The sequence below is a fragment of the Alishewanella sp. WH16-1 genome (assembly GCF_001441695.1).
Classification (GTDB): Bacteria; Pseudomonadota; Gammaproteobacteria; order Enterobacterales; family Alteromonadaceae; genus Alishewanella; species Alishewanella agri.
Window position 1 is genome coordinate 87,074 of sequence record NZ_LCWL01000101.1, and the last position, 21,119, is coordinate 108,192.

General features: G+C 54.5%; 19 protein-coding genes. 15 read left to right on the plus strand and 4 right to left on the minus strand.

The annotated features are described in order from the left end of the window. The first annotated feature begins 59 nt into the window (after positions 1-59). On the plus strand, positions 60-233 hold the full coding sequence (locus tag AAY72_RS16850; RefSeq protein ID WP_008984419.1) for a hypothetical protein: 174 nt from the start codon (positions 60-62) through the stop codon (positions 231-233). Positions 234-254: 21 nt separating this feature from the next. Here AAY72_RS16850 and erpA read toward each other — a convergent pair whose 3' ends face one another. Next, entirely contained in the window at positions 255-596 is a 342-nt protein-coding gene (gene erpA / locus AAY72_RS10405; RefSeq protein ID WP_008984420.1) for an iron-sulfur cluster insertion protein ErpA, read from the minus strand. Between the two features lie 221 nt (positions 597-817). Here erpA and AAY72_RS10410 point away from each other — a divergent pair, with 221 nt between their 5' ends. The 4 genes from AAY72_RS10410 (at position 818) to hemL (ending at position 5,320) form a co-directional block, all read left to right on the plus strand. Beyond that, on the plus strand, positions 818-2,521 hold the full coding sequence (locus AAY72_RS10410; protein ID WP_057787342.1) for a chloride channel protein: 1,704 nt from the start codon (positions 818-820) through the stop codon (positions 2,519-2,521). Further along, complete coding sequence (hemJ, locus tag AAY72_RS10415) at positions 2,518-2,949, plus strand: protoporphyrinogen oxidase HemJ (protein ID WP_008984422.1); 432 nt, start codon at positions 2,518-2,520, stop codon at positions 2,947-2,949. Before AAY72_RS10410 ends, hemJ begins: the two co-directional genes overlap by 4 nt. A 67-nt stretch (positions 2,950-3,016) precedes the next feature. After that, complete coding sequence (locus AAY72_RS10420) at positions 3,017-4,021, plus strand: aspartate carbamoyltransferase (protein ID WP_008984423.1); 1,005 nt, start codon at positions 3,017-3,019, stop codon at positions 4,019-4,021. An 18-nt stretch (positions 4,022-4,039) separates the two neighbouring features. Beyond that, a complete protein-coding gene (gene hemL, locus AAY72_RS10425; protein ID WP_057787344.1) occupies positions 4,040-5,320 on the plus strand; it encodes a glutamate-1-semialdehyde 2,1-aminomutase in 1,281 nt (426 codons plus the stop codon). Between the two features lie 70 nt (positions 5,321-5,390). Here hemL and mrcB read toward each other — a convergent pair whose 3' ends face one another. From mrcB to pepB, 3 genes are read right to left on the minus strand one after another with little or no spacing between them, the layout of a single operon-like run. Further along, positions 5,391-7,634: a penicillin-binding protein 1B gene (gene mrcB / locus AAY72_RS10430; RefSeq protein ID WP_057787346.1), complete on the minus strand. Its 2,244-nt coding sequence runs from the start codon at positions 7,632-7,634 to the stop codon at positions 5,391-5,393. Further along, on the minus strand, positions 7,631-10,081 hold the full coding sequence (hrpB, locus tag AAY72_RS10435; RefSeq protein ID WP_057787348.1) for an ATP-dependent helicase HrpB: 2,451 nt from the start codon (positions 10,079-10,081) through the stop codon (positions 7,631-7,633). Before hrpB ends, mrcB begins: the two co-directional genes overlap by 4 nt. A 54-nt stretch (positions 10,082-10,135) precedes the next feature. Then, on the minus strand, positions 10,136-11,440 hold the full coding sequence (pepB, locus tag AAY72_RS10440; protein ID WP_057787350.1) for an aminopeptidase PepB: 1,305 nt from the start codon (positions 11,438-11,440) through the stop codon (positions 10,136-10,138). 208 nt (positions 11,441-11,648) lie between these two features. On the opposite strand from pepB, the gene dksA reads away from it, so the two are divergent. From dksA to AAY72_RS10490, 10 genes are all read left to right on the plus strand, one after another. Next, the gene (dksA, locus tag AAY72_RS10445; RefSeq protein WP_008607161.1) at positions 11,649-12,098 is read left to right on the plus strand and encodes an RNA polymerase-binding protein DksA; all 450 of its coding nucleotides are present in this window, start codon (positions 11,649-11,651) and stop codon (positions 12,096-12,098) included. Positions 12,099-12,109: 11 nt separating this feature from the next. Then, positions 12,110-13,018, plus strand: coding sequence for a tRNA glutamyl-Q(34) synthetase GluQRS (gene gluQRS, locus AAY72_RS10450; RefSeq protein ID WP_057787352.1), 909 nt, complete (start codon positions 12,110-12,112; stop codon positions 13,016-13,018). A gap of 112 nt (positions 13,019-13,130) precedes the next feature. Then, positions 13,131-14,594, plus strand: a complete 1,464-nt coding sequence (gene pcnB, locus AAY72_RS10455) for a polynucleotide adenylyltransferase PcnB (RefSeq protein ID WP_057787354.1) — start codon at positions 13,131-13,133, stop codon at positions 14,592-14,594. Next, a complete protein-coding gene (gene folK, locus AAY72_RS10460) occupies positions 14,581-15,084 on the plus strand; it encodes a 2-amino-4-hydroxy-6-hydroxymethyldihydropteridine diphosphokinase (RefSeq protein ID WP_057787356.1) in 504 nt (167 codons plus the stop codon). Before pcnB ends, folK begins: the two co-directional genes overlap by 14 nt. 52 nt (positions 15,085-15,136) lie before the next feature. Beyond that, positions 15,137-15,931 (plus strand): 3-methyl-2-oxobutanoate hydroxymethyltransferase, encoded by a 795-nt coding sequence (gene panB, locus AAY72_RS10465; RefSeq protein WP_057787358.1) that lies wholly within the window; start codon positions 15,137-15,139, stop codon positions 15,929-15,931. Beyond that, complete coding sequence (panC, locus tag AAY72_RS10470) at positions 15,931-16,773, plus strand: pantoate--beta-alanine ligase (protein WP_057787360.1); 843 nt, start codon at positions 15,931-15,933, stop codon at positions 16,771-16,773. Before panB ends, panC begins: the two co-directional genes overlap by 1 nt. Then, complete coding sequence (locus tag AAY72_RS10475; protein ID WP_057787362.1) at positions 16,774-17,631, plus strand: DUF72 domain-containing protein; 858 nt, start codon at positions 16,774-16,776, stop codon at positions 17,629-17,631. Positions 17,632-17,697: 66 nt separating this feature from the next. Beyond that, the gene (locus AAY72_RS10480) at positions 17,698-18,612 is read left to right on the plus strand and encodes a prenyltransferase (RefSeq protein ID WP_231728950.1); all 915 of its coding nucleotides are present in this window, start codon (positions 17,698-17,700) and stop codon (positions 18,610-18,612) included. Positions 18,613-18,625: 13 nt separating this feature from the next. Further along, positions 18,626-20,395 carry a fumarate reductase (quinol) flavoprotein subunit gene (gene frdA / locus AAY72_RS10485; protein WP_057787366.1) on the plus strand — a complete coding sequence of 590 codons (1,770 nt, stop codon included), beginning with the start codon at positions 18,626-18,628 and terminating at the stop codon, positions 20,393-20,395. A 2-nt stretch (positions 20,396-20,397) separates the two neighbouring features. After that, positions 20,398-21,111 (plus strand): succinate dehydrogenase/fumarate reductase iron-sulfur subunit, encoded by a 714-nt coding sequence (locus AAY72_RS10490; protein ID WP_057787368.1) that lies wholly within the window; start codon positions 20,398-20,400, stop codon positions 21,109-21,111. Positions 21,112-21,119: the final 8 nt, after the last annotated feature.

Sequence of the window (21,119 nt, forward strand, 5' to 3'; positions counted from 1 at the left end):
GCGACAAAAAACATCAACACGCTCTGGGTGCTGGCGGCGGCAAGATTGAAGGAGACGAAATGGTACGATTGCTATTTTTACTGCCGATACTGATGTGTCTGGGCTGGTATCTGTTTTTGCGGCACTACCGCATTCCACTACAGCAGGGCAAGAAAGGCTTTATCTATATCGCGGCCTTTAATCTGATTTTGGCGCTGATTTTATGGCTGCTGTTGTTCCTGACCAACCCCTGACAGGGCTGGTCAGCAAAAACATTAAACTGAGAACGAAGAGCCACAACCACAAGTGGTTGTCGCATTTGGGTTTTGCACGATAAAGCGGCTGCCCTGCAAGCCATCGGTATAATCGACAATACCGCCCATCAGATACTGCAGGCTCATAGGATCGACGACCATGGCTACGCCCTGCTTCTCAATCAGCAGATCGCCCTCGTTGACTTTTTCATCAAAGGTAAAGCCATACTGAAAACCGGAACAACCACCACCGGTAATATAAACCCGTAATTTCAGATTCGGATTTTCTTCTTCACTGACCAGGGCAGCGACCTTGCGGGCGGCGGCATCGGTGAATTCTAACGGGATTTGCATTTCAGACATGATGACTCCAACCGGGGTTACAACAGCGCTGATTATCTAATACCTGACTAATTTATTCAAGTATTCTGGGGCGTCACTGCTGCACGCTGCTACGCCGCAAGCGCGACCTACAAATCGTGACCGGTTAGCTATCGCGACAACTCATTTAGGGTGTGTTGACGTTTTCTGCTTAGATTTTGTGTTAAACTTCTGACATAAATAACAAAAACTGAATCTCTGTTATGCGGCGCTGGCAAGATCACCTACCTGCCTTACAACGGCGGCTGGCGATTCCTCAAACTTCGTTACAACTCTGTCTGCTGGGAATGCTGGGCGGGCTGATTGCGGCACTGCTGATTATTTTATTCCGGCTGGCGATTATCGGCCTACAGGGCTTCTTTTTGCAGCACAGCGATGACTTTAGCAGCATTAGTGCTGAATACCGTTGGTTATTACCATTAGGCGGCGCGGCCCTAATCGGCTTAATCGCGCTGGCGACCGGCTATAAGCATTACCGGCTGGGCATTCCTTTCGTCATTCACCGTATCAAAACGGCTTACGGCATTATGCCGTTTCGCAATACCCTAAATCAGTTTTTTGGCGGCATTCTGGCACTGGCCAGCGGCTTCTCGGTTGGCCGTGAGGGTCCGTCGGTACATCTTGGCGCCTATGGTGCCAGCACCGTGGGCCGCTATCTGCAGTTACCCTACAACAGTGTACGTATTCTGGCCGGTTGCGGTATTGCTGCCGCGATAGCGGCGTCTTTTAATACCCCGCTGGCGGCGATGATCTTTGTGATGGAAGTGGTACTGCGTGAATACCGTATTCATGTCTTTATTCCGGTAATGCTGGCCTCCGTCGTCGGCGCTATGGCGACGCAACTGGTGTTTGGCCACGATAAGGAGCTGGCCGCGCTGCAGATTATCAGCCTTAGTGTCTGGCATTTTCCTTATCTGGTGCTTTGTGGTGTGGTGATTGGCGCCTTTGCCTGGCTGTTTAACCGTAATTTAATGCGGATGCTTGAGCTGTTTAAAAAATGGCCACTGCTGTTACGGCTGGCACTGGCAGCTTTAGTTACCGCTGCGGTGGGTTATCTGATTCCTCATGCGATGGGCGCTGAAACCGGCGCTATCCAGTTTGCGATTAATAGCCCAACGGCAGTGCACTTGTTGCTGTTGTTGTTAGCCGGCAAAATGATTCTGACGCTGTTCGCCATCGGTCTGGGTGTTCCCGGCGGCATTATTGGTCCGATCTTTGGTATGGGTGTGGTATTGGGTACCATCCTGGCGATTGTACCGGCGGTGCTGGTTGATAATACCAGTAACTCAGGCACCTATGCAGTGCTGGGTATGGCTGGCTTGATGGCGGCCACCCTGCATGCGCCTTTAGCCGCGCTGGTGGCAGTAATGGAGCTGGCGGCGAACCAGCAAATCGTGTTACCGGCCATGTTGGTGATTGTTACGGCCTATGTCACCACAGTGCAGTTTTTTAATAATAAATCCATCTTTATGACCCAGCTCGATTTTATGCAACTGCCCTACAAACTGTCGCCAGCGGATGATGTGCTACAAAAAGTCGGGGTACTGGCGGTGCTAAATCAGGATTATCAGCTGCTGGCCGATCCGGATGAACACAGCGTGCGCCAGGTATTGGCGCAGCTACAACCACCGCAACAGTTACTGATCAAGCGGCATGAAGGTGACAGCGTGCAGTTTTATACTGCCCAATACGATGTCAGCTTATCACTCAGTGGCGACAGCAGTATTCAGTATGCTGCAGTAAAAGGCTTGTCACATCAGGCAACCATGGCTGAAGTATTGCATGAACTGGAAGATCGCCGTGAAGGGCTGGTATATATTTACCAGCAAGATCCGACCGAACCTATTGGCATTATCCGCTGGGACCAGTTGCGTGCCCTGCTGATTAAACAGAATAATTTAATATGACGCTAATCCTGATTTACAAAGCCCTGCATGTGTTTTTTATGGTGGCCTGGTTTGCCGGCATTTTTTATTTACCACGGCTGTTTGTCTATCATGCCGAAACCCAAAGCCCGGACTGCGACGCGACCTTTAAAGTGATGGAACGGCGCTTACTGTATTTTGTTACGCCCTTTGCCATCCTGACGCTGCTATTTGGCTTGCTGTTGATCTTCAGCTATGGCCGGGCCTGGTTTGCGGTAAGCAGCTGGCTGCACTATAAGCTGCTGCTCGTTATCGTATTGTATGGCTATCATGGCTACTGCTTTAAGCTGTTGGCCGATTTTAAACATGGCCGCAACCGGCGTTCGGCGCGTTTTTATCGCATCTTTAATGAACTGCCGGTACTGCTGCTACTGGCGATAATTTTACTGGCGATACTGAAGCCGCTTTAGCCGGCCGCGGCTTTGCCGTATAATCAGGCAGCCGTTTTGCCCAGCCCTACGACAAGTGAGCATCCCGATGAGCTTTAAAGGTCAGCATATTCTGTCGGTCAAACAGTTCGACCGTGACAATATCCAGTATATTTTTGATATCGCCCGCAAAATGGCACCCTATGCCAGCCGGAAAAAACGCACCCGAGTTCTGGATGGTGCCATCCTTGGTAATTTATTTTTCGAACCCAGCACCCGTACCCGGGTCAGCTTTGGTTGTGCCTTTAACCTGTTAGGTGGCGAAGTGCGCGAAACCACCGGTATGGAATCCTCTGCCTTATCCAAAGGCGAATCCTTGTACGATACCGCGCGGGTGATCAGCAGTTACAGCGATGTGATAGCGATGCGCCATCCACAAGCCGGCTCTGTCGCAGAATTTGCTGAGGGTAGCCGGGTACCGGTCTTAAACGGTGGCGATGGCGCCAATGAGCACCCCACACAAGCCCTGCTGGATCTGTTTACCATTGAACGCGAACTGCAGGCCAGTGGCCAAAGTATTGATGGTATGCATATTGCGATGGTCGGCGATCTGAAGTTTGGTCGCACCGTGCATTCGTTATCTAAATTGCTAGCGCTATACAAAAACCTGCAGATCACCCTGATTTCGCCACAGGAGCTGGCGATGCCGGATGAAGTGGTCAGTGCCCTGGATAATGCCGGTCACCGCTTAACCATTAGCGACAAACTGGAAGGCAATCTGAATGCCGATATCGTCTATCAGACTAGGATCCAGGAAGAGCGCTTCCCGTCAAAAGCCGAGGCCAATCAGTACCGCGGCAAGTTCCGGCTGAACCAGGAAATTTACACCCGACACTGTAAATCCAATACCGTGATTATGCACCCGCTGCCGCGCGACTCGCGGCAGGAAGCAAACGAGTTGGATAATGATTTAAACCTGAATCCGAATCTGGCCATCTTCCGCCAGGCAGATAACGGTATTCTGGTACGGATGGCGCTGTTTGCGCTGACCTTAGGCGTACAGGATCTGGTACAGGACTACGAGTGCGCTGTGCCCTGGTACACCAATAAATAAGCGGTTATAGGAATTATTATGTCTTTATCATCTGAATTATTTCAACGCGCGCAGCGCACTATCCCGGGTGGGGTTAACTCGCCGGTACGCGCCTTTAAAAGCGTTGGCGGTGAGCCTTTTTTCGTCGCCAAAGCCGACGGCGCCTACCTGTTTGATGTCGATGGCAAACGCTATATCGACTATATCGGCTCCTGGGGCCCGATGTTACTGGGCCATAACCATCCGGCGATCCGCGAAGCCGTGATCCGTGCGGCAGCCAATGGCTTAAGCTTTGGTGCCCCCTGTCCGGCAGAAGTGACTATGGCCGAAAAAGTGGCTGAACTGGTGCCCAGTATGCAAATGCTGCGGATGGTCAGTTCCGGTACCGAAGCGACGATGAGCGCAATCCGACTGGCGCGCGGTTATACCGGTCGCGATACCATCGTAAAATTTGAAGGCTGTTATCACGGTCATGCTGACTCCTTACTGGTTAAAGCCGGCTCTGGCGCCCTGACGCTGGGCGTGCCCAATTCACCGGGCGTACCGGCAGACTTTGCCAAATATACCCTGACCTGTGAGTTTAATAATCTGCCACAAATTCAGCAGTTATTTGCCGAACAGGGCAATCAGATCGCCTGTATTATCGTCGAGCCTGTGGCCGGCAATATGAACTGTATTCCGCCTGAGCCAGGCTTTTTAGAGGGTCTGCGCGCCCTTTGTGACGAATACGGCAGCGTACTGATTTTTGATGAAGTCATGACCGGCTTCCGCGTGGCGCTGGGTGGTGCTCAAGCCTATTACGGTGTGACACCGGATCTGACGACACTGGGTAAAATTATCGGTGGCGGTATGCCGGTTGGTGCTTTTGGCGGTAAAAAAGAGATTATGCAACATCTGGCGCCGTTGGGCCCGGTGTATCAGGCCGGCACCTTATCCGGTAACCCTATAGCAATGGCGGCGGGTTTAGCGGCCCTGACTGAGATCAGCAAGCCGGGGGTGTACGAGGCATTAACCGAGAAAACTTCCCAACTGATTAAAGGCTTAGCTCAGGCTGCGGCTAAACATGGTGTACCGGTCAGCTTTAATCAGGTTGGCGGCATGTTTGGCTTGTTCTTCACCAACGAGGGTCGGGTCAGCAACTATCAGCAAGCCACCCGCTGTGATATTGACGCCTTTAAACGCTTCTTCCATCTGATGCTGCAACAGGGGATCTATCTGGCGCCTTCTGCCTATGAAGCCGGCTTCTTGTCGCTGGCACACAGCGCAGAGGATTTGAAGGAAACTATCGCTGCGGCCGACTACGCTTTCTCGGCATTATAAACCGCTAACAGTAATAGGGTTATACCAAAACGCCAGCGCTATGCTGGCGTTTTATTTTGGTATTCTCAGCTTAATCGCAATCCGCTAAACCCAATACCGTGTTTTTATGCGCCGGTAACAACCAGCTATTAGGGCAGTACTCTGGCACTGGCAACCCGCTTTTGGTCGAAAAACGCTGCCATTCCACCTGCTCCGGCATATAGCGGATCAGATTCTGGCTGCCCTTTTGCCGGAAGAAATCCGTAAACAGGCGCAAGGCACCGGTACCCCCCGTTAAACCTGTGGTCTTATTATCATCCCGCCCCAGCCAGACTGTGACCAGGGTTTCCTGATCAAAGCCAGCAAACCAGCTATCGCGGTAATCACTGGAGGTCCCGGTCTTACCGGCAAAAGTTGGCCGCGGCCAGGTACGGGCCAATGACTGGGCGGTGCCAGTCAGGGTTGACTCAATCATTGCATACTGCAGTAAATAGACGTCCTCTGCCGGATAACGCTGTGTTAACGGGCTTTGGCGCTGATACAACACCGTACCTTGTTGATCGGTTAACGCCTGTACCGTCGCCAAAGGTTGATGCAGGCCATTATTGGCGATGGTCTGATAAAGCTGAGTCACTTCATAAGGTGATAAATCTACCGCGCCCAACAGCGCAGACGGAAATAAATTAACCCGCCGCTCTAACCCAAGCCGACGCAAGCTCTCCTGCACTTTTGGCATGCCGAGTTGCAAGCCAAGTCGCACCGTTGGTACGTTTAAGGAGTCAGCCAGCGCCCTAACCAGCGGCACAGGGCCTCGAAACTTCTTATCAAAATTCTGCGGTTGCCAATCCTGATTATTATTGCGCAGGCTAATCGGATTATCATCCAGCAAGGTACCGAGGGTATAGCGGCCACGCTGTGCCAACGCCTCCAGATAAATCGGCGGCTTAATTAAACTACCAATCGGTCTTCTGGCATCCAGCGCGCGGTTAAACCCGGCATAGCCCGCCGTTTTACCGCCAACCAGCGCCTGTACCGCAGCCTGTTGGTAATCAACTACCACCATCGCGGCTTCCAGCTCTTTATTCATATCGGTCACCAGTTGACCGACCGTGCGCTCAGCCTGAGTTTGCGCCAACGGATCCAAATAAGTAAAGACTTTAATGCCACTATTTAGTAAGCGACTGTCCAGCGATAACTGTCTGAGTTCACGTCGTACCGCATCCATATAAGCCGGGAAGTTCGCATTAAGATACTGACCACGCTCAATCACCCTGATCGGCGAGGCAAGTGCCCGTTCATAACTGGCTTTATCAAGTAAATGCTGCTCGAACATTAAACGCAGCACCAGATCCCGCCGCTGCTGCGCCCGCTCGGGAAAGCGCCGCGGATCGTAAAATCCAGGCCCTTTGACAATACCAATTAACAGCGCATATTGCTCCGGATTGAGCTCGGCCAGTGGCTTGCCAAAGTAGAAGCGGCTGCCCAGCCCAAAACCATGAATCGCGGTATTGTGATTCTGGCCAAGGTAAATTTCATTCAGGTAGGCTTCGAGGATCTGATCTTTACTAAACCGATACTCCAATACCAACGCAATAAAGGCCTCGTTGATTTTGCGCCACAGATGCCGGTCCTGCGTCAGATACATGTTCTTCGCCAACTGCTGAGTTAGCGTTGATCCGCCTTGCACCGTGCGCCCGGCACTCAGATTGACGAAGAAAGCCCGCACTATCGATAAGGGCGAAACACCCCGGTGCTGATAAAAGTCACGGTCCTCAACCAGCAATAAGGTTTCCTTCAGCAGCTCAGGTACCCGCTCCAGCCGGACCAGTTCACGATCTTCCTGGTCCGGTGACACCAGATGTTCAATCAGTTGCGGTTCTAACCGTGCAAAACTGACCGTGTCTCTCGCTTGCACGATACGGCTAATGCCACTGCGGTTAAACTCCACACTAAACTGCTCTGCCGGTTGTTCACCGTCAATGTAAGTGAAGCCGCGGCGATAGATACTGACGCTGCCACCTTTAACACTAAACTGCCCCGGCCCGTTGACCCGCTCTACACGACGATACTGCAATTGTTCCAGTTCGCGAACCAGATTGGCCTGAGTCAGATAGCGTCCGGGATATAAGGTCAGGCTGCGGCCATAAATTTGTGCCGGGATCTGCCATTTCTGGCCGGAGAAGGTACTGGTGACCTTACTGTCGAGATAAATCAGATAAATGCCCAGTCCGAGTACCAGCGCCAACGCCAGTTTCAGGCTGGTTTGCCAGATCAGGCGCCACCAGCGGCCCGGACGGCTGCTGGATACGGCTTTTTTGCTGCGCTTTCGGCTCATAACTGCATCGCTTTTTTCGTTTTGGTGGTCGGCAGCGCCGTCGCCGGATCGTCCGGCCAATAGTGTTTAGGGTAACGCCCTTTCATTTCCTTTTTTACCTCAGGCCAGGCTTGTTGCCAGAAGCTCGCCAGATCCCGGGTAATTTGCAGCGGCTGCCGCCCCGGTGACAGCAACGTCAGCGTCAGGGCCAGTTGCCCGGCCAGCACCGTCGGCGAAACGAGTTGACCATACATTTCCTGAACCCTGACTGAAAAACCCGGTCCACCCGGCAGGGTGTAATCAATACTGACTCTGGAGCCAGCCGGGGTTTGCCAGTGCTCCGGCAACCACTCATTCAGTTGCAGTTGCTGCCGGTAACTCAGCTGCTGCCACAGTAAATTGTATAACGGCAGTTGTTGTAGCTCCGTCAGCTTATTCAGCTCGCCAAGGTAGGGGCCCAGCCAGACGGATAAGGTCGTTAATAAAGCCGCATCGCTCAGGTCCGGTAAACTGCTATCCATAGTGCGCGCCAGCGCCAACCGCTGCTGCAGTTGCCGGCAGTGGTCGTTAAACGGCAATAACTGCAGACCTTTACGCTGCAGGGTGTCGAGCCAGGCTTGCTGTCTGAGCTGTGGGTCCAGCTGTAACTGCGCCGGCTTGCGCTGCAGTATTAACTGACCAAAGCGCAGTTGCTGTTCGCTAAAAAACGCCTGCTTCTGCTCATCCCAACCACTGTAACTTTGCCAGCTTAACTCAGGCCAGTCCGCCAGTACTTCGTCCAGCGTAATCGCCACCGCCTGACTAATGCGGTTTTGCTGCTGATAGTCGCGGCTGCTGCTCACCACCAACAAGGCTTGCCCCGACAAGGGATCATCCGGCGCCAACACCGCGCCACAACCATTGGCCAGTAAATAGCCCTGACCACGGCGCTGCGCCAGCCGATCCGGAAAGGCGCGTAGCAATAAGGTTGGCAGCAATTGCAGTGGCAAGGTCGTCAGCTTGCTCACCCCGAGCTTGCGGGCAAACTGCTCGGCCTGCGGATATAAGCTGGCAAAAGGTGGCCGCCGCTGCTGGAGCAGTGCGAGTTGTTGATACAGGTCCTGCGTAGCGGGCCGGCTCTCTTCCAGCAAGGCAGCTAACAAGGCGGCCAGCCAACCAGCACCGGCGGTGCTTTTTTCCAGCTGCCTGGCATGCTGCAACATACTGGCCAGCCGGATGTCGGTAGCAAACTGATACAGTTCACGACCATAGCGGCTAAGCTGCCCTTTGGCATCCAGCACCTGTAGTTGCTGCAATAAGGCCGTCGCCGCGGCCAGATTACCGCTGGCCGGTGCCGTTAACCAGTTTAACGCCGCTGGCTGACAACCCCAGACGGCCAGCTCCAGCCGCAGCTGGGTTAATTCCGCCAGTTCAATCTCCGGCGGTTCGAAGGCCGGTCGGCGCTGCCATTGCTCCGGCGTATCCAGCCGGTAGCAAATGCCCGGCGCCAAACGACCAGCGCGACCGGCGCGCTGCACCGCGGCAGCCTGGCTAATGGCAATGGTTTCCAGTTTCGTCAGGCCATTACGCGCTTGATAGCTGGCCCGGCGCGCCTGGCCACTGTCTACCACCACGGTAATGCCTTCAATGGTTAAGCTGGTTTCGGCCAGATTAGTCGCCAGCACAATTTTATGCTGACCGGCCGGTGGCGCGGCAATAGCGGCTTGTTGCTGCGCCAGGCTGAGGCTACCGATTAGGGGCCAGACTTGCAGCTCTGGCGGCAAGCCCTGACTCTGTAACCAAGTGGCGGCCTGCTGAATTTCGGCCTGACCGGGTAAAAATACCAGCAGATTACCGCCGTGCTGGCGATAAGCCTGCAATGCCAGCTTAGCGGCCTGTAGTGCCAGCGGCTCTTTCGACACCGGCATCGGCGGCTGATAGCGGATCTCAACCGGGTAGCTGCGACCGTCGCTTTGCAGCAGCGGCGCCTGCAAATACTGCTGCAATGCCTGACAATCCAGCGTCGCCGACATCACCAGCAGCTTTAACTGTTCATTTAGTTGCTGCACCTCTAACGCCAGCGCTAACCCCAGATCGGCATGCAGCGAACGTTCGTGAAATTCGTCGAATATTAATAAATCCACCGTAGATAACAGCGGATCTTGCTGAATTTTGCGGGTTAAAATGCCCTCAGTCACAATCAATAGCCGGGTATCCGCGCTAAATTGACTGTCCTGGCGGATTTGATAGCCCACTGTTTTACCGATCGGCTCACCCAGCTGCTGTGCCAGATAGGCGGCAATGCTGCGTGCCGCCAGGCGGCGCGGCTCCAGCAACAGGATCTTCTTACCGGCAAACTGGGGCTGCTGTAACAGATACAGCGGCAAATACGTCGATTTACCGGCACCCGGTGGCGCCGACAAGATGACGCGGTTTTGCTGTGCCAGGATCTGGCACAGCTTAGGCAGGATCTCTACAACAGGTAACAAGCTATAGCTCTCTCAGACAGCGGCAGCACACTAAGCGCTAGCTGCCGCCGCCACTCAGGCTGACAATTCCGCTAACAGGGTAGCGGCAATAGTACGAATGCCCTGACCGGTGGCACCGGCCGCCCAATAGGCATTGGCGCTGCCATTAAAAGCGGCAGCTAAATCAAAGTGCAACCAGCCCTGACCGTCATTCGGTACAAAGCGACTTAAAAAGCCGGCAGCATTACTGGCTCCACCGGCACCGCCACCTTTGACCGGCCGGCTGTTGGCCGTATCGGCATAAGGTGACGGGCATTGCTGCTGATGCCATTTTGCCAGCGGTAACTGCCAGGTCAGTTCCTGTTGTTCCGCCGCATACGCCAGCGCCCGCTGTGCCAGTACCTGATCTAAGGCAAACAAGGCATTATATTCGGTGCCAACCGCCGTTTGCGCGGCGCCGGTCAGGGTTGCGGCATCAATAATCAGCCCGGCACCACTGTCGCCCGCCAATTGCAGACCATCCGCCAGTACCAGCCGGCCTTCGGCATCGGTATTGACGATTTCTACTGTGGTACCATTTTTATAGGTAATAATATCGCCAAGTTTATAAGCATGACCGCTGATCAGGTTTTCGGCGCAGCATAAGATCAGTTTGACCCGCTGCGTCAGGCCACCGAGGATCGCCAGCGCCAGCGCTGCAGTGACTGTCGCAGCCCCACCCATATCACATTTCATCGTCAGCATGCCTTCAGTCGCTTTAATCGAATAACCGCCACTGTCAAAGGTAATGCCTTTACCGACCAAAGCCGCAGCAACAGGCGCATCCGGGGTGCCGGTCGGGTTAAAGTCCAGCTCCAGCAGTGCCGGTGCGCGATCGCTGCCGCGACCGACCTGATAAATCCCATGCCAGCCCGCCTGTTGCAGTTGTTCACCCAGCAGGATCTGCTGCGACACCTTGCCGTCACCGGCCACCTCTTGAATAAAGGCTGCCGCCTGCTGACACAGCAACTCAGGAGATAATTGTTCCGGCGTCTGGTTAATCAGGCCACGGGCAAAGCTGTAACAGCGCACCAGCTGCTGCAGGCGGGTTACTGTTGCGGCATCGCCGGTAAAATTAACACCGCTAAAGCGTTTGGCATTAATAAAACCCTGATAAAAGGCCCACTGTGCTTCCAGCGACCAATCACCTGCTAACTGCACTTCGGTCAGACCAAGGTTATCCAGCTGCCGGGCTGCTTTTTGAATACTACGCAGCTCATCACCGGCTTTAACATGAATCTGATAGCCCTGGCTGCTTGGGGTCAGGCTGGCTTTACCAAAGGCAGCAGCGGCTGGCTGCTGAGTCAGTGAAATGTGTAACAGCTTAGTGGTCGATTCCATCTTTTACTCCGTTTATAGGGGCGCTCGGCGTTTGACGTTCGCGGGTGTGAGCCATTGTAGCACAGAGCGGCCGCTGAAAATAAAGTGACGAATGGCTGCTCAGTCTGTATACTTCCGCGGTTTTTCAATAGTGATTGCGATAGCATTAATATTCTGCTATCTATAGCCGCCATCTTTTTTGCTTGGCGGTATTGTACAGGAGAGAATCATGCCAGAGGGCAATAACAACAAAACCCTGGGGCTACTGGCGCTGGCCGGTGTTGAGCCATATCAGGAGGCGGTCGGGGAAGAGTACATGAACCCGAAGCAGCTGGAGCATTTCCGCAAAATTCTCGATGCCTGGCGCCAACAGTTACGGGAAGAAGTTGACCGTACCAAGAACCATATGGCTGACGAAGCCGCCAACTTCCCGGATCCGGTAGACCGGGCTGCCCAGGAAGAAGAATTCAGCTTAGAACTGCGCGCACGGGATCGTGAACGTAAATTGCTGAAAAAGATTGAAAAAACGCTGCAAAAAATTGAGAACGACGATTTCGGTTACTGTGATACCTGCGGCATTGAAATCGGTATCAAGCGCTTAGAAGCGCGGCCAACAGCTGATCAGTGTATTGACTGTAAAACTTTGGCCGAAATCAAAGAGAAGCAGTTAGGCGGCTAAGGTCTTATCCCTTGGCAAACGCCAGCACTTCCCCCCAAAACACGGCCGGCTATACCGGCCGTTTTGCTCCCTCCCCCTCTGGTCCACTGCACTTTGGCTCCTTAATTGCTGCCCTGGGTAGTTATCTGCAGGCAAAGAGTCAGGCTGGCCGCTGGCTGGTACGCATCGAAGATATCGATACCCCGCGCACCCAGCCCGGTGCCGACAGCGCCATTTTAACGGCACTGGAAAGCTTTGGTCTGCAGTGGGATGGCGAGATTTGGTATCAAAGCCAGCGGCTGGAACGTTACCAGAGCATTTTTCAACAGCTACGCCAGCAAGGGCTGATCTATGGTTGTCAGTGCAGCCGTAAACAAATTAATGATGGCGGTGGAATTTATCCCGGTACTTGTCGGCAGCTCGGACTGTCTGCTGAGCCGTTAGCCTGGCGGCTCTGCAGCCCGGCTGCGACCGGCTTTAGCGATCTGGTCTTCGGCCCGCAGCAGATCGACGCTGCCCTGGCCGCTGAGCATTATGTGGTAAAACGTCGGGATGGTCTGTTTAGCTACCAGTTGGTGGTGGTAGTGGATGATTGGGATCAGGGCATCACACAAGTGATCCGTGGCGCCGATTTGCTGACGATGACCAGCCGGCAACAGCACTTATTTTGGTTATTGGGCGCAGCGGCGCCTGACTATGGCCATTTACCGCTGGCGGTAACGGCACCTGGCCAGAAGCTGAGTAAACAAAACCATGCCAGGCCGCTGCAAGCTTGGCCGCTGACGCAAAGTATGGCGGCGGCCTTAACTGTACTTGGCCATCCGCCGCCGGCAGAGCTTGCCGGTGCCCCGGTGAGCGAGCTGTTAGCCTGGGCACTTGGCAACTGGCAATTACGTCAGGTACCGCAGCAGTTGGAAGTGCGCTGCCCTGACTTTGCCTGATAAATTTGCCGCCGGCCTTACATTCTCATTTTCCGGCAATTCGGGTATGATACGCCGGTTTTTCGGCCAAAGTGCCGTATCGGTTTTTAGGAGACATATCATTATTTCGCGAGTGCTTGATTTTTGCCGCCGTAAGCTGAGCAAAACTGCCCCCCAACCGAGCAGTGGCAAGCCGGCTAAAGCTGCCAAAACCCCGGCGACTAAAGCTATCAGCACCAACCCGGTGCCCTCTTCAGTTTTGCCGCCATTGCAGGTGATTAGCCGTGATCGGCATGCCATTTCGCGCAAAGATATCAGCCCGAATGCGTTGAAAGTGTTGTACCGGCTAAAAGATGCCGGCTACGACGCCTATCTGGTCGGTGGCTGTATCCGTGATTTATTGCTTGGCTTACAGCCAAAAGATTTCGATGTGGTCACCAATGCCAAGCCGGAAGAAATTAAGCAGGTGTTCCGCAACTGCCGGCTGATTGGCCGCCGTTTTCGTTTAGCACACGTGGTCTTTGGCCGCGAAGTGATTGAAGTTGCCACCTTCCGTGGCCATCACAGTGGCGTTGACGACGAGGAAGATAGCAGCAAGATCGCCAGCCTCAGCGATCACGGTCAGATCCTGCGCGATAATGTGTACGGTACCATTGAAGAAGATGCCGAGCGGCGCGACTTTAGCGTCAATGCGCTGTACTACTCGATTAAAGACTTTGCTATCTATGATTTTGCCAACGGTATGCAAAGCATCGCGGAGCGGCGCATTGAACTGATTGGCGATCCGGAAACCCGTTATCGCGAAGATCCGGTGCGGATGCTGCGCGCCATCCGCTTTGCCACTAAATTAAATATGCAAATCGCACCGGATACGGCGCGCGATATCCCTGAGCTGGCGGTATTGCTAAAGAATATCCCGGCGCCACGGCTGTTTGATGAACTGGTTAAGATGTGGCTGGCCGGCAAAGGCTTCGATAACTTTATGCTGATGCGTGAGCTGAAAGTCTTTAAGGTATTACTGCCGCAGCTGGAAAAACTGTTAAAGCAGGAACCGGAAGGTAAAGCCTTTCAACTGGTCACCCGTGCTTTGCAAGATACCGATCAGCGGGTCGCGCAGGACAAACCGGTGACGCCGGCCTTTGTGTTTGCCGCCATGCTGTGGTACCCGGTAGAAGTGCGGGCCCAGACACTGCTGATTGAGAGTGGCCTGAATGAAAATGACGCCCTCAGCATCGCGATGACCGAAGTGCTGGATGACGTGCAGCGTAGTATTGCCATTCCGAAACGCTTTAGTCTGGCAATGCGCGATATCTGGATCTTACAAAGCCGGCTGCCCAAACGCGCTGGTCGTCGCTCCTTTAAGCTGATGGAACAAAATAAATTCCGCGGCGCTTTTGACTTTTTGCAACTAAGAGCCGCAGCCGAGGGCGGTGAACTGACTGCACTGGCAAACTGGTGGCAGAGTTTTCAATTTACCGATGAAGCCGGCAAGCTGCAGCTGATTAATCAACTCGGCAAAGCCGGTGTCGAGCGGCCAAAACGCCGGCGTACCAAACGTAAAGCGCCAACTGACAATACTGATAATGCCGCCAGCTGAACGTTGTTATATTGGCCTGGGCGCCAATCTGGTGGAACCAGTGGCGCAGCTGCAAACCGCAGTGACAGCCCTTGGACAACTGCCCGAAACCAGGCTGGTGCAGGTGTCGCGCTTTTACAGCTCCAAACCGATGGGGCCACAGGATCAGCCGGATTATGTTAATGCGGTGGCGGCGCTGGATACCCGTTTAACGCCGCTGGCGTTACTACACGCCTTACAGCAGATCGAACTTGCGCATGGCCGGCAACGCAAAGCCGAGCGTTGGGGCCCCCGCACCCTGGATTTAGATATCCTGTTATTCGGCATGCAACAAATCGATCATCCCGAGCTGACTGTGCCACACTATGGTATGCAGCTGCGGGAATTTGTGTTGTATCCGCTGGCCGAGCTGGCACCGGATTTAATTTTACCTGATGGCGTGGCGTTACAGAGCCTGTTACAACGGGTGCCACTAAATGGCCTGACGCCACTGCAACCTCCTTGCGACTGACGCTACTTTGTGCGAAGGTGCGCATCCGGACTCACTGTCGGAATTGATCAAGATGGCTAAAATTACCACTGCCGTACTGCAAAAAATGAAGCAGCAAGGCGACAAAATCACCATGTTAACGGCTTATGATGCCAGCTTCGCCAAACTCTTTGCCGAACAAGGCGTCGACGTGCTGCTAATTGGCGACTCGCTGGGCATGGTACTGCAGGGCCATAGCGATACACTACCCGTTACCACCGCCGATATCGCTTATCACACCCGCGCGGTGCGCGCCGGTGCCCCCGATGCCTTTGTGATTGCCGATATGCCCTTTATGAGCTATGCCACGCCGGAGCAGGCGATGCAGAATGCGACGCCGCTGATGCAGGCCGGTGCCAATATGGTGAAATTAGAAGGCGGTGACTTTTTACTGCCCACCATTAAAGCCCTGACTGAGCGCGGCGTGCCGGTGTGTGGTCATTTAGGCTTAACGCCACAATCCGTCCACTTGTTTGGTGGCTTTAAAGTGCAGGGTAAAACCGCGGAAAAAGCCGATGCCATGGTCCGGCAAGCGCTGGCGCTGCAGGAAGCCGGTGCGCAACTGCTGGTGATGGAATGTATTCCACAGCCGCTGGCCGAGCGCATTACTCAGGCGCTGACCATTCCGGTGATCGGTATTGGTGCCGGCAACGTCACCGATGGCCAGGTACTGGTGATGCATGATTTACTTGGCATCAGCAGTGGCTATATCCCGAAGTTTTCCAAAAATTATCTGGCGCAAACCGGTGACATCCGTAGCGCCATAACAACCTACGTCAGTGAAGTGAAAGCCGGCATTTTCCCGGCAAAAGAGCACAGTTTTCAATAATGCAGCACCTGGAATCGATCTCCGCGCTACGGGCGCAAATCCGCGACTGGCGCTTAGCCGGTAAACGCATTGGCTTTGTGCCAACCATGGGCAATCTGCACGCCGGGCATTTCCGGCTGGTTGATATCGCCCGCCAACATGCCGATGTGGTGATTGCCAGCATCTTCGTTAATCCGATGCAATTTGGTCAGAACGAAGATCTGGATAAGTATCCGCGTACCCTGGCGGCAGATATGCAAGGCCTGACTGCACATGGCTGCGCCGCCTTGTTCACGCCCACGCCGGCCATCATGTATCCGCGCGGGCTGGACGTACAAAGCTTTGTCGAAGTACCGAAACTGGGCGATTTACACTGTGGCGCCAGCCGGGCCGGTCATTTCCGCGGTGTCAGCACTGTGGTGGCGAAACTGTTTAATCTGGTACAACCGGATGTCGCCTGTTTTGGTCAGAAAGACTATCAGCAACTGGCGATTATCCGCCAGATGGTGGCGGACCTGTCGTTTCCGATTGAGATTATCGGGGTGCCGACTGAGCGCGCCGCTGATGGTCTGGCACTCAGCTCTCGTAACGGTTATCTGACGGCAGAGGAACGTGCCAAGGCACCGGCGTTATATCAGATCCTGCAGCAACTAAAACAACAGATCCTGGCTGCTGCCGCCCCCTACCGCGAGCTGGAGCAAGACGCCAAAGCGGCGTTACAGGCGGCTGGTTTTATCCCGGATTATCTGAATATCAGCCATCGTCAGACCTTAGCCCTGGCCAATGACGCTAATGAGCCAAAAGTGATCCTGGCGGCAGCCAAACTGGGTAGCACCCGGCTGATCGATAATCTGGAAGTGTAAATGCTCTACCTGGGCTGCCCGCTGTGGGCTAATCCACACTGGCGTGGCAGCCTGTACCCGCAAGGCACCAGCAGCAGCGACTTTCTCGCCCATTACGCCACCGTGTTTAACAGCGTCGAGGGCAATACCAGCTTTTATGCCGATCCGGACAGCGCCACCCTCGAGCGCTGGGCGGCGACCTTACCTGCTGACTTCCGGCTGCAGTTAAAGCTGCCGTCACGATTTTCGCATAACAGTGCGACGACACAAGCAGATGATATCCTGGCCTGGTTAAAGACGCTCAGCGTGTTGGGCGATAAGCTTGGCATGCTGCATTTACAACTGCCGGCCAGTACCGGCCCGCATGCTTTGCCCTGGCTGGAACAGCAACTTATCACCCTGCGCCCGCATTACCAGTTGTGCGTTGAAGTGCGGCATCCGGCCTTCTTCGATAAAGCCGTACACGAAATCCGCTTAAACCGCTTACTACAGCAGTATCAATGCGAACGGGTGGTGCTCGATAGCCGGGCTCTGTTTAGTGTGCTGGCCCGCAGTCCGGCGCTATTGGATGCGCAGCAAAAAAAGCCCCGGCTACCGGTACATGCGATCTGTCTGAGCGCCCAACCGGTGATCCGCTTTATCGGCTGTGATGATGCCAGCATCAACCAGCATTATTATCAACCCTGGTTACGCAAAGTCGCCGACTGGCTGCAGGCCGGTAAAACTCCCTACTGCTACTTTCATACTCCGGATAATCATGGCGCACCGGCCTTATGCCGCCAGTTTGTCGCTGATTTACAGCCAATGGTGCCCGGCTTGCAGCACCCGGTACTGGCTCTTTGGCCAGGAGAAGCGCGCCAGCAACTCGGTCTTTGGTAGAAAAGACCGCTGAGATCAAAGTTTTTCCGCCCAAAACCCGCTATGCTGCTCCTTAGAATGGCGTGAATGGAGAGCAGATCAGTGCTTAACACCCTGCTAGGCGTCAGCCGGGCAAATTTTCTAACTCTGACCTTGGTCTGCATCCTGCTGGCTGTCACCGCCAGTTGGCAAGCCGGCGCCTCACCTGGCTGGCCAACCCTGTTATTGGTGACCTTGCTGGCGCTCTGTGCCCATATCAGCGTCAATGCCTTTAATGAATATTTTGATTTTAAGTCCGGTCTGGATTTTCTGACCGAGCGCACGCCCTTTAGCGGTGGTAGCGGCACTCTGGTGGCTAATCCGGCTGCCAGTTACGCTGCATTGGCGATTGCCGTGATCAGCTTAGCATTACTGATCGCCGGCGGACTTTACCTCACCTTATTGCATGGCTGGCAACTGCTGCTGATTGGTATTCCGGGTGTGCTGATTATTTACGCCTATACCCAATATCTGAACCGCTCACCTCTGGCCTGCCTGCTGGCGCCGGGCATTGGCTTTGGTTTACTGATGACGCTGGGCGCGTTTTGGGTATTTGCACAGCAAGTCAGCATGGCGGCCTGGCTGTTGGCCACCATTATCAGTTTGCTGGTCTCCAACCTGTTACTGCTAAATCAGTTTCCGGATGTCGAAGCCGACAGGCAGGTCGGACGCCGGCATTTGCCGATTGTCATTGGCCGCCGTCACAGTGCCAGTGTTTATAGTCTGCTGGCCGCTGCCAGCTATCTGTTACTGCTGCTTGGTGTTGCCCTGGGCGCGCTGCCCTGGCAAAGCTTACTTGGCTTACTCAGTTTGCCGCTGCTGCTGAAAATTCTGCCGGGCATTTTCCGGCTGGCAGATAAACCACGCGAGCTGGCACCTTACCTTGGCCTGAATGTGCTGCTGTGCCATCTTTATCCCTTACTACTCAGTGCCGGTCTGTACTGGGCCGCCAGCGGCAATTAATCACGGAGGCAGGATGCAGGTTTTAACAACGGATATTATTGTGGTCGGCGGCGGTGGTGCTGGCTTGCGCGCGGCTATTGCTGCGGCACAGATCAGACCGGATGCCCGCATTAGTCTGCTATCCAAAGTCTATCCGATGCGCTCGCATACGGTTGCAGCCGAGGGTGGCGCGGCGGCCGTCACGCTGGCTGAGGATAGCCTGGATGCGCATTTTCAGGATACCGTTGCCGGCAGCGACTGGCTGGCCGACCAGCTGGTGGTGGAACATTTTGTTAAAGCCGCTTATCAGGAGCTGGTGCAACTGGAACACTGGGGCTGTCCATGGAGCCGTAAAGCCGACGGCAGTATTCAGGTGCGGCGCTTTGGCGGCATGAAAACCGAACGCACCTGGTTTGCCGCCGATAAAACCGGCTTTCATATTTTGCATACGCTGTTTCAAACCTCGCTGCAATATCCGGCCATCCAGCGGCTGGATGAGTACTTTGTGCTGGACTTATTAGTCAGTGAACAGCAGGTGCTGGGGGTACTGGCGCTACAACTGAATAGCGGTGAGCTATTCCAGATCCTGGCGCCGAAAGTGATTCTGGCTACCGGCGGCGCTGGCCGGCTGTTTCACTACAATACCAATGGTGGCATCGTCACCGGTGATGGTATGGCGCTGGCGTACCGGCATGGCGTGGCGCTACGGGATATGGAGTTTGTGCAATACCACCCCACCGGCTTACCCGGCTCCGGCATTCTGATCACCGAAGCCGCCCGCGGTGAAGGCGGGATTCTGCTGAATAAAGACGGTTACCGTTACCTGCAGGATTATGGCCTGGGCCCGGAAACCCCGCTGGGACAACCAAAGAACAAATATATGGAGCTGGGACCGCGCGACAAACTATCGCAGGCGTTTTGGCAGCAACAACAAGCCGGCCTTACCGGTGACTATCAGGGGCATGCTGTCGTCTATCTGGATTTACGCCATCTGGGGGCGCAGAAACTGGCCGAGCGGCTGCCCTTTATCTGTGAACTGTCGCGTTCTTACGTCAATATCGATCCGGTACAACAACCGATCCCCATTCGTCCGGCAGTGCACTATACCATGGGCGGCATTCTGACTGAGCTGCACGGCGAAACCCGTATCAGCGGTTTATATGCTGTCGGTGAATGCGCTTCGGTGGGTTTACATGGCGCTAACCGGCTGGGGTCAAATTCACTGACCGAATTACTGGTATTTGGTAAAGCCGCCGGCGAGCATGCCGCGCAAAGCCTGCCGCCGATGCCGCGTAGCCACTCAACAGCAGCGACAGAGCAGGCGCAAACGCAACAACGGCGACTGGCCAGTTTGTTCGGTAGTAAACCGCAACAGAGTATCGCCAGCCTGCGTAAGGCGATGACACTAGCGATGGAGCAAGGTTGTGGTATCTATCGTGATGAACAGGGTATGCAGCAATGCCGCGCTACCCTGGTTTCGTTACAACAACAGCTGGCCGGGCTGAAAATCAGCGACCACAGCAAGGTGTTTAACACTGAGTTGATCCAGTATCTGGAGCTGAGTTTCGGCCTGGAGGTGGCACTGACACTCTGTGAAAGCGCGCTGGCACGCACAGAATCGCGCGGCGCGCACCAACGGCTGGATCCGGGTATGACCCAGCGTAATGATCAGGATTTTTTACAGCATACCCTGGCTTACCGGGCGGCGGATGGCAGTGTTGCGCTGCGTTACCAACCGGTTAGGATCACCAGCCTGCCACCGGCAGCCCGCGTCTACGGTGCTGCCGCTAAGCAAGGAGCCTGAGCATGGAGAAAACGATTATTATTCAGCGCTATAATCCCGAGCAAGATCAGGCACCCAGCGCAAAGCGCTATCAGGTACCCTTCGACCACAGCACCTCGGTGCTGGATGCACTGCTGTATATTCAGCAGCAATTGGATCCGACGCTGGCCTTTCGCTGGTCCTGCCGGATGGCGATTTGCGGTTCTTGCGGCGTGATGGTGAATAAGATCCCGAAACTAGGCTGTAAAACCTTTTTACGCGATTATCCGGCTGAACTGACGATTAGCGCACTGGACCATTTCCCGATTGAGAAAGATCTGATCAGCGATATGGCGGTGTTTTTAGACCATCTGCAAGCGGTCAAACCTTATCTGATTAATGATAGTAAAAACTCTGAGCCGCACCGGCAAACGCCGGCGCAGCTGAAAAAGTACCAGAAATTCTCCAGCTGTATTAACTGTGGCCTGTGCTATGCCGCCTGTCCGCAGTTTGGCCTTAATCCGGAATTTCTGGGGCCAGCGGCTATTGTCACCGCGCAGCGCTATAACCTCGATAGTCGCGATCAAGGCAAAGCACAGCGCATGCCGCAGCTAAATGGCAAAAACGGCGTCTGGGCCTGCACCTTTGTCGGCTTTTGTGCCGATGTCTGTCCGAAGCAGCTGGATCCGGCAGCGGCCGTCAATCAGGGCAAAGTTGCCTCGGCTACCGATATGCTGATCAGCATCTTTAAACCTTAGGAGGCTCT